General features: G+C 67.3%; 10 protein-coding genes, 1 pseudogene and 1 riboswitch. Of the genes and pseudogenes, 7 read left to right on the plus strand and 4 right to left on the minus strand.

The window, feature by feature from the left end; genetic code table 11:
- Positions 1-326: 326 nt before the first annotated feature.
- The gene (locus JHC57_RS19660; RefSeq protein WP_294032271.1) at positions 327-1,103 is read left to right on the plus strand and encodes a cold-shock protein; all 777 of its coding nucleotides are present in this window, start codon (positions 327-329) and stop codon (positions 1,101-1,103) included.
- A gap of 244 nt (positions 1,104-1,347) precedes the next feature.
- Here JHC57_RS19660 and JHC57_RS19665 read toward each other — a convergent pair whose 3' ends face one another.
- Positions 1,348-2,238, minus strand: a complete 891-nt coding sequence (locus tag JHC57_RS19665; RefSeq protein WP_294032272.1) for a LysR family transcriptional regulator — start codon at positions 2,236-2,238, stop codon at positions 1,348-1,350.
- Positions 2,239-2,378: 140 nt separating this feature from the next.
- On the opposite strand from JHC57_RS19665, the gene JHC57_RS19670 reads away from it, so the two are divergent.
- The 5 genes and pseudogenes from JHC57_RS19670 (at position 2,379) to JHC57_RS19690 (ending at position 4,148) form a co-directional block, all read left to right on the plus strand.
- Positions 2,379-3,044, plus strand: a complete 666-nt coding sequence (locus JHC57_RS19670; RefSeq protein WP_294032274.1) for a pyridoxamine 5'-phosphate oxidase family protein — start codon at positions 2,379-2,381, stop codon at positions 3,042-3,044.
- Positions 3,041-3,274, plus strand: a pseudogene (locus tag JHC57_RS19675) (VOC family protein); the annotation flags it as partial. The gene JHC57_RS19670 and the pseudogene JHC57_RS19675, both read left to right, overlap by 4 nt.
- 22 nt (positions 3,275-3,296) lie before the next feature.
- Positions 3,297-3,449, plus strand: coding sequence for a hypothetical protein (locus tag JHC57_RS19680; protein ID WP_294032286.1), 153 nt, complete (start codon positions 3,297-3,299; stop codon positions 3,447-3,449).
- Positions 3,450-3,459: 10 nt separating this feature from the next.
- A complete protein-coding gene (locus tag JHC57_RS19685) occupies positions 3,460-3,696 on the plus strand; it encodes a 4-oxalocrotonate tautomerase family protein (protein ID WP_294032276.1) in 237 nt (78 codons plus the stop codon).
- Positions 3,693-4,148 carry a DMT family transporter gene (locus JHC57_RS19690; protein WP_294032278.1) on the plus strand — a complete coding sequence of 152 codons (456 nt, stop codon included), beginning with the start codon at positions 3,693-3,695 and terminating at the stop codon, positions 4,146-4,148. Before JHC57_RS19685 ends, JHC57_RS19690 begins: the two co-directional genes overlap by 4 nt.
- Here the strand turns inward: JHC57_RS19690 and JHC57_RS19695 are convergent, their stop codons facing one another.
- The 3 genes from JHC57_RS19695 to JHC57_RS19705 all read right to left on the minus strand — a co-directional run bounded on the left by JHC57_RS19695 (position 4,149) and on the right by JHC57_RS19705 (position 5,783).
- A complete protein-coding gene (locus JHC57_RS19695) occupies positions 4,149-4,553 on the minus strand; it encodes a GFA family protein (protein WP_294032280.1) in 405 nt (134 codons plus the stop codon).
- Positions 4,554-4,631: 78 nt separating this feature from the next.
- The gene (locus JHC57_RS19700) at positions 4,632-5,327 is read right to left on the minus strand and encodes a YafY family protein (protein WP_294032281.1); all 696 of its coding nucleotides are present in this window, start codon (positions 5,325-5,327) and stop codon (positions 4,632-4,634) included.
- 15 nt (positions 5,328-5,342) lie between these two features.
- On the minus strand, positions 5,343-5,783 hold the full coding sequence (locus JHC57_RS19705) for a DUF6265 family protein (RefSeq protein ID WP_294032283.1): 441 nt from the start codon (positions 5,781-5,783) through the stop codon (positions 5,343-5,345).
- A gap of 78 nt (positions 5,784-5,861) precedes the next feature.
- Positions 5,862-5,973, plus strand: a riboswitch (TPP riboswitch).
- A 41-nt stretch (positions 5,974-6,014) separates the two neighbouring features.
- Here JHC57_RS19705 and thiC point away from each other — a divergent pair.
- Positions 6,015-7,876, plus strand: a 1,862-nt coding sequence (gene thiC, locus JHC57_RS19710) for a phosphomethylpyrimidine synthase ThiC (protein WP_294032284.1), incomplete at its 3' end; no start/stop codon positions are given.

Raw genomic sequence — 7,876 nt, forward strand, 5'->3', positions numbered from 1 at the left:
ATCGCGACCGCGCCGGGACCGAGCACGCCCTCGGGCAAATCTTCTTCGTGGAAATGGACTGTCATGGGGTCGCCTTAGGCCAACCGGCCCCGCTGCTCAATGACTGGTTTGCGCAGGGGCGCCGGCGCCGCCGAAGCCCGCGGCAAACCATGCAAAATTCCGCATCATCTTTCTGAAATTTTCTGTTCGCAGCCTGTGGATAATTAGGCTATATCTTGCGTCCTTGGTGGCATGGGGCGAGTCCGTGCCTGTGGTGAACTGCGTCCCCGTCCGGCGCAATGAGCCGGTTGAATGGGGTGTGGACGACCGAAAGCGACTAACAGACTATGAGTTTCAACAAGGATCGGCGCGGCCAGCGTGGACGCGGCAAGCGCGATGATTTCGGCAATTTCGACAGCTTCGAACCGGCACCCTACGGCGGCGACAGCTACGGCGGCGGTCGCGGCGGTTTCGGCGACCGTGACCGCGGTGGCTTCGGCGGCGGCGATCGCGGCGGCTTCGGCGGTGGCGACCGTGGCGGCGGCTTCGGCGGCGGCGGCGGTTTCGGCGGCGGGCGTGGCGGCGGCATGCCGGCGCAGGTCGTCGGCGAAGGCCAGGGCACGGTGAAATTCTTCAACCCGTCGAAGGGCTTCGGCTTCGTCGCGCGCGACGATGGCGGCGAAGACGTGTTCGTGCACATCAGCGCGGTCGAACAGGCGGGCCTGCAGGGTCTCGCTTCGGGCCAGCCGCTCGGTTTCACGCTCGTCGAGCGCAACGGCAAGGTGTCGGCGATCGATCTCAAGATCGAGGGCGAGCCGCTTCCGATCGAGGAATTCGCCCCGCGTCGTGACGACCGCGGCGACCGCCCGGCTGCGGGCGGCGCGCGCGGCCGCCGCCAGCTCACCGGCGAACGCACCTCGGGCACCGTCAAATTCTTCAACACGACGAAGGGCTTCGGCTTCATCGCGCGCGACGACGGACAGGCCGACGCCTTCGTCCACATCAGCGCCGTGCAGCGCGCCGGCATGGCGGGCCTCGACGAAGGCGACCGCGTCGCGTTCGACATCGAAGTCGACGACCGCGGCAAGTTCGCCGCGGTGAACATCCAGCCGCATCAGGACTGATCGGCCGGACAGACGGACAGGAAAGGGCGGCCCTCGGGCCGCCCTTTTTGCTTGGACGATCGCTACGGCGGCAACCGACCGAAAGCTGTCCGATCAATCATCGTCACCCCGGACTTGATCCGGGGTCCCGCTTGAGATCGAAGGCAATCGGTGCGTAAAAAAAAAGCGGGATCCCGGATCAAGTCCGGGATGACGAAGGGGAAGGAGGCGAAGGCGGCTTCCCGCCCCTAACCAGCCTTCGCCCTCAAACCAGCCCGGCCGTCCGCATCCGCGCCTTCATCGCTTCGATGAACAGCCGGACCGCGGGCAGGCGCGCGCGCGACGGTTCGAACAGCAGGTGCACCGGCAGCGCCGCCGGCTGCTCGTTCGCCAGCAACGAAATCAGCCGCCCCGTATCGACCGCCTCGGCGAGCTGGTAGGAGAGCAGGTTCGCGATCCCCAGCCCCGCCTCGGCGGCAGCGAGTACCCCGTCGACCGTGTTGACGACAAGCCGCGGCGGGGCCCCCAGCCGCCATCGCCCGCTCGCGAACTGCCATTCGCTCGTCCATCGCGGTCCCGGCGTCCCGATCAGGTCGTGCCCGGCGAGGTCGGCGACCGCCGCCGGCGCGCCGCGCCGCGCGAGATAGGCGGGGCTCGCGACGAGCATCTGGCGAACTTCGCCGATCCGCACGGCCTTGAGCCCCGAATCGGCGAGCGGCCCGATTCGCGCCGCGACATCGATCCCTTCCTCGACGATGCGGACGTTGCGGTCGATCAGCATCATCCGGACCGCCAGCTCGCGGTGCTGCGCCATCAGGTCGCCGATCACCGGCAGCACATGCAGCCGCCCGAACATGACGGGCGCGGTCAGATGCAGCTGGCCGCGCGGCTCGGCCCCGGCACCGCGGATTTCGCGCTCGGCCCCTGCCAGATCGGCGAGGATGCGCCGCGCCTGGTCGAGGAACGCCGACCCCGCATCGGTCAGCACGACCGCGCGCGTCGACCGGTGAAACAGGCTGGTCCCCAGCCGCGCCTCGAGCGCCGCGATGCCGCGCGTCACCGCGGGCGGCGAACTGCCGAGCTTGCGCGCCGCGGCGGCAAAGCCGCCCTCGCTCGCGACGGCGACGAACATTTCGAGCGTAAGCAGCCGGTCCATGATTATTCCATTTACCGGAATTAACTTGTGTAATCACTCCCGATTATAACCGTCGCGGCAATGACCTAGATCGACGTCGCGAACGGAGGCCCCGCTCTCCCCCGGCTTCCGTTCGCTTCCTTTCGCAAGGACGTGGCACGATGGCGCAGAATTACCGGCACACGCTGTTCGACGACGCGGTCAAGGCCGAGCAGGAACGCCATGGCTCGCGCGCCTCCTATGCGAAGATGGACGCGAGTGCCGATGGCACCCCCGACACGCTGACGCCTAGGGAAATCGCCTTTATCGAGGCACGCGACAGTTTCTACATGGCGAGCGTCAACGCCGGGGGCTGGCCGTATATGCAGCATCGCGGCGGGCCCGCGGGCTTCCTCCGTCACATCGCGGGCAATCGCATCGGCTTCGCCGACTATCGCGGCAACAAGCAATATATCAGCACCGCCAATCTTAAGGGCAACGACCGCGTCTCGCTGTTCCTGATGGACTATCCGAACAGGGAGCGTCTGAAACTCGTCGGCCACGCCCACAGCGTCGAGCTCGCCGACGATCCCGCCGCGGTCACCGCGCTGATGCCCGGGGGCTATCGCGCGACGCCCGAGCGCGCCTTCTTCATCGATGTGACCGGCTGGGAATGGAATTGCTCGCAGCATATCACCCCGCGCTTCACCGAGGCCGAAATTTCCGCCGCGGTCCGCCCGATGGCGGCCGAGATCAACCGGCTGCGCGCCGAAATCGCCGCGCTCGAATCAGGGCGGCACCAGCCCGCTCCGACGTCAGTCGGACGACAACGAAAGGAAGAAAAATGACCACAGCCTTGACCCGGGGCGCCCACCATATCGGCCTCGCCGTGCGCGACGTCGCCGAGGCGCGCGACTTCTTCGTCGACGCGCTGGGCTTCGCCGTCGCGGCCGAACGCCCCGACTATCCCGCGATCTTCGTCTCCGACGGGACGACGCTGCTCACGCTCTGGCAGGTCGCCGATCCCGCTGGCGCCGCCGCCTTCGACCGCCGCGCCAATATCGGCCTCCACCATCTCGCGCTGCGCGTCGCCGATCTCGATGCGCTGCGCACCGTCTTCGCGCGTGCAGGGGCATCCCGGCGCGGTGATCGAATTCGACCCCGAACCGATCCGCGAGGGCGCGGCGACGCACCATTTCATTTGCGCGATGCCCGGTGGTATCCGCATCGAATTCGCGACCCCCTTCGCCTGAGGAGATGCCCATGCCCTGTGTCAACATCCGCATCACCCGCGAGGGCGCGACGCCCGAACAGAAGGCCGAGCTGATCGCCGGCGTCACCGATCTGCTCCGGCGCGTGCTGGCCAGGAATCCGGCGACCACCGTCGTCACCATCGACGAGGTCGATTGCGAAAACTGGGGAATCGGCGGTCTGCCCGTCCTCGACTATCGTGCCGCGCAAGCCGCAAAGGCGCCCGCCATGAAGGAACCCCGCCGATGACCGCGAACAACGCCGCCCCCGCTTTCGCCACGATCATGTTCCTGACCGGGGTCGGCATTCCGATCCTCGCCGCATTGAACGGCGGGCTCGGCGCGCGGCTCGGCAGCCCGATGGCGGCGTCGATGATCCTCTTCGGCCTCGCCTTCCTCATCGCCACCGCCGGCGCGCTGATGACCGCGTCGGTCGGCCAGATCCGCTTCACCTCCGACATTCCGGCGCAATTCTACTTCGGCGGGCTGTTCGTCGCCTTCTATGTCATCGCGGTGACCTTCATCGCGCCCAGATTCGGCGTCGGCAACGCGATCTTCTTCGTGCTCGTCGGCCAGCTCGTCAGCGCCGCGACGATCGACCATTTCGGCCTGTTCGGCGCGCTGCGTTCGGCGATCGACGCCAAGCGCGTCGCGGGGATCGCGCTGATGATCGCCGGCGTCTACCTCGCGCGTCGCACCTGATCACATATGCGCCGTCACTTCGGGCGGGTTCCACCAGTTGTTCCCCGCGCCGTCCATATGCGTCACCGGTAGCGCCGCCATCTCGGCGGGGGTCAGGTCGTCGAGGCACGCGATCGACACCGAATGATAGGCGCCGCCGATCTCCTCGACATAGCCGTGGCCGAACGGCGACACGCCGCAGGTCTTGCAGAAGACATGATGCGCGCTCCCCGATCCGAACACATATTCCTCGAGCGCCGCGGGATCGGTCAGCAGACGGAACGCCTCGGGCCTGATCTGCGCGCTCCAGTTCCTTTTCTTGGTGCAGATCGAGCAATTGCATTTGCCCGTCCCCGCCTCGAGATCGATGTCGGCCTCGAATTTGACGGCGCCGCAGTGGCACGAACCATGGTGGGTCTTGAGCATCGAAAATCCTCCGGTCTGGCGGCGCTCGCTGCGCCCCTCACCCCAAGAGGATTAGCCCACCCCCCCTGACAGATCATGTCAGGAGTCGGCGTCGAACCCATTCTTGCGCCACCAGTCGGCCATCAGCACCGCACGCCGCCGCCCGAAGCCTTCGCTGCCGATCCGCGCCGCCGCGATGCGGTCGATACGAAAGCTGCGGAAATCCTGCCGCAGAAGGCACCACGCCGCGATGATCTGCTTCTCCTCGAAATAGGCGAGCGCCGCAGGCCAGATCGCGCGCTCCGTCGCCTTTCCATGCTCGTCGGCATAGTCGATATGCAGCACCTTCTCCGCGCGCATCGCCTCGCGCACCGTCGCGAGCAAGGGCGCATTGCTCTCGCGCCAGCGGCTGTTCACCGGCCACAGCCCAGACTCGTCGATCCGCTGTCGAAGCTCGGCGGGGCTCGCCGCCGCGATCTTCGCGAGCGCCAGCCCCGCGGCGCGCGACAGCGATCCGTCCTGCCGCCCCTCGACCCAGCGCGCGCCGAGCACCAGCGCCTCCAGCTCCTCGGCGGTGAACATCAGCGGCGGCAGGAAGAAGCCGGGGCGCAGCACATAGCCGACCCCCGCCTCGCCCTCGATCGGTGCGCCGAGCGCGATCAGCGCCTGGATATCGCGATAGAGCGTGCGCACCGACACGCCCTGTTCCCCGGCCAGCACCTCGGCGGTCACCGGCCGCCGCCGCCGGCGCAGATTGTCGATGATCGCGAAGAGCCGCCCCGTCTTGTCCGCCATGATGCCCTTCGCCCCTCAGCGGCGCCGATAGGTCCAGCGCCGCGCCTTCGCCCCGTCGATCGCCGAAATCGTCGCGGTCAGCACCTCGCCCTCGCGGACATATTCGATTCGCTGCGGATAATCATGCGCCGCATTCTCGAAGGTCGCGCGCGTGCCCTCGCGCCGCACCAGCGGGAACGCGCCGGACGTCCCGCCCTGCGGCATGGCGATATAGGCGAGCCCGCCGCCCGCACCCGCCGCGATCCGCAAAAACTCGAACTCGCGCAGGGCGTCGCCGCGCCCCGACCGGCTGTACCCGATCATCATCGCGCCACGCGGGGCCGCCCAGCTCTCCTCGGTCCAGCGCCCGTCGGCCTCGCTGACCCAGTCGCCCGCGAGCCAGCCGAGATCGTCGACCGACGCCGCGGGGCTCGCCGCCACCAGCAACATCGCCAAAGCCGCCGCCATCATCCGCATGCGCCTCTCCCTCGCCGCCCTTTACCACCGCCCCGTCGCCATCATCAATGGACAGCGCATCCGCCGCCGCCTATAACGCCCCCATCCCCGGGGAGCCGCGTCTGTGATGGCCGGTTGAGAGCGGAATAGACCGCGACCCGTTGAACCTGATCCGGGTAATACCGGCGGAGGGAGGGCCGGTTTCCGCACTCGGAATCCCACTCTCGCTCCGGACATATGGAGCGACTGCACATGGCCGACATCGACTCGAAGTTCGAATCCGCAACCCCCATCGGCGTCACGACCGGGCCGATCCGCGGCAGCCGCAAGATCCATGTCGCGACGCAGACCGGCAGCGGCATCCGCGTCGCGATGCGCGAGATCGACCTCGACCCGCATTCGGGCGAGCCCCCCGTGCGCGTCTACGACACCAGCGGCCCCTACACCGATCCGAACGCCAGCATCGACATCGCCAAGGGCCTCCCCGAACTCCGCCGTGACTGGATTCGCGGCCGCGACGACGTCGAGGAAGTCACGCAGCGTGAGGTTCGCCCCGAGGATAACGGCCAGCTCGGCCCCGACCGCAGCGGCGGCGTCCCCGCCTTCCCCAACGTCCGCAAGCAGGTGCTCCGCGCCAAGCCCGGCGCGAACGTCAGTCAGATGCACTATGCCCGCCGCGGCATCATCACGCCCGAGATGGAATATGTCGCCGAGCGCGAGAATCTCGGCCGCGCCCGCCTCGCCGAGTACAAGCGCGACGGCGAAAGCTGGGGCGCCAGCATCCCCGATTACGTCACCCCCGAATTTGTCCGCGACGAGGTCGCGCGCGGCCGCGCGATCATCCCGTCGAACATCAACCACCCCGAAAGCGAGCCGATGGCGATCGGCCGCAACTTCCTCGTCAAGATCAACGCCAATATCGGCAACAGCGCGGTCGCATCCGACGTCGCGAGCGAGGTCGACAAGATGGTCTGGTCGATCCGCTGGGGCGCCGACACCGTCATGGACCTGTCGACCGGCCGCAACATCCACGACACGCGCGAATGGATCATCCGCAACTCGCCCGTCCCGATCGGCACCGTCCCCATCTATCAGGCGCTCGAGAAAGTCGGCGGCATCGCCGAGGATCTGACCTGGGACATCTTCGCCGACACGCTGATCGAACAGGCCGAACAGGGTGTCGACTATTTCACCATCCACGCCGGCGTCCGCCTGCCCTACGTCCCCCTCGCGGCAAAGCGCATGACCGGCATCGTGTCGCGCGGCGGCAGCATCATGGCGAAATGGTGCCTCGCGCATCACAAGGAAAGCTTCCTCTACGAACGCTTCGACGAGATTACCGAGATCATGAAGGCGTATGACGTCGCCTACAGCCTCGGCGACGGCCTCCGCCCCGGCAGCATCTATGACGCGAACGACGAGGCGCAGTTCGCCGAACTCTATACGCTCGGCGAGCTCACCAAGCGCGCGTGGGCGCAGGATGTGCAGGTGATGATCGAGGGGCCGGGCCACGTCCCGATGCACAAGATCAAGGAGAATATGGAAAAGCAGCTCGAAGCGTGCGGCGAGGCGCCCTTCTACACGCTCGGGCCGCTCACCACCGACATCGCGCCGGGTTACGACCATATCACCAGCGGCATCGGCGCCGCGCAGATCGGCTGGTACGGCACCGCGATGCTTTGTTACGTCACGCCGAAGGAGCATCTGGGCCTCCCCGACCGCGACGATGTGAAGGTCGGCGTCGTCACCTACAAGCTCGCCGCGCACGCCGCCGACCTCGCCAAGGGCCACCCCGCCGCGCAGGTCCGCGACGACGCGCTATCGAAAGCGCGCTTCGAATTCCGCTGGCGCGACCAGTTCAACCTGTCGCTCGACCCCGACACCGCCGAGCAATATCACGACCAGACGCTCCCCGCCGAGGGCGCCAAGTCGGCGCATTTCTGCAGCATGTGCGGGCCCAAATTCTGCTCGATGAAGATCAGTCAGGAAGTCCGCGACTTCGCCAAGCTGCAAAATCAGGACAGCGCGGGCTTCATCGCCGCCGAAGAGGCCGAAAAGGGCATGGCGAAAATGAGCGAGGTCTATGAGGAAACCGGGCGCGAGCTGTATATGGG

Origin of the sequence: Sphingopyxis sp. (assembly GCF_016463645.1) — a bacterium.
Taxonomy (GTDB): Bacteria; Pseudomonadota; Alphaproteobacteria; order Sphingomonadales; family Sphingomonadaceae; genus Sphingopyxis.

Excerpts from the sequence above, each read along its gene's own strand:
- JHC57_RS19660 (WP_294032271.1), top strand. The coding sequence starts at position 327 with ATGAGTTTCAACAAGGATCGGCGCGGCCAGCGTGGACGCGGCAAGCGC.
- JHC57_RS19665 (WP_294032272.1), bottom strand. The coding sequence starts at position 2,238 with ATGGACCGGCTGCTTACGCTCGAAATGTTCGTCGCCGTCGCGAGCGAG.
- JHC57_RS19670 (WP_294032274.1), top strand. The coding sequence starts at position 2,379 with ATGGCGCAGAATTACCGGCACACGCTGTTCGACGACGCGGTCAAGGCC.
- JHC57_RS19680 (WP_294032286.1), top strand. The coding sequence starts at position 3,297 with ATGCGCTGCGCACCGTCTTCGCGCGTGCAGGGGCATCCCGGCGCGGTG.
- JHC57_RS19685 (WP_294032276.1), top strand. The coding sequence starts at position 3,460 with ATGCCCTGTGTCAACATCCGCATCACCCGCGAGGGCGCGACGCCCGAA.
- JHC57_RS19690 (WP_294032278.1), top strand. The coding sequence starts at position 3,693 with ATGACCGCGAACAACGCCGCCCCCGCTTTCGCCACGATCATGTTCCTG.
- JHC57_RS19695 (WP_294032280.1), bottom strand. The coding sequence starts at position 4,553 with ATGCTCAAGACCCACCATGGTTCGTGCCACTGCGGCGCCGTCAAATTC.
- JHC57_RS19700 (WP_294032281.1), bottom strand. The coding sequence starts at position 5,327 with ATGGCGGACAAGACGGGGCGGCTCTTCGCGATCATCGACAATCTGCGC.
- JHC57_RS19705 (WP_294032283.1), bottom strand. The coding sequence starts at position 5,783 with ATGCGGATGATGGCGGCGGCTTTGGCGATGTTGCTGGTGGCGGCGAGC.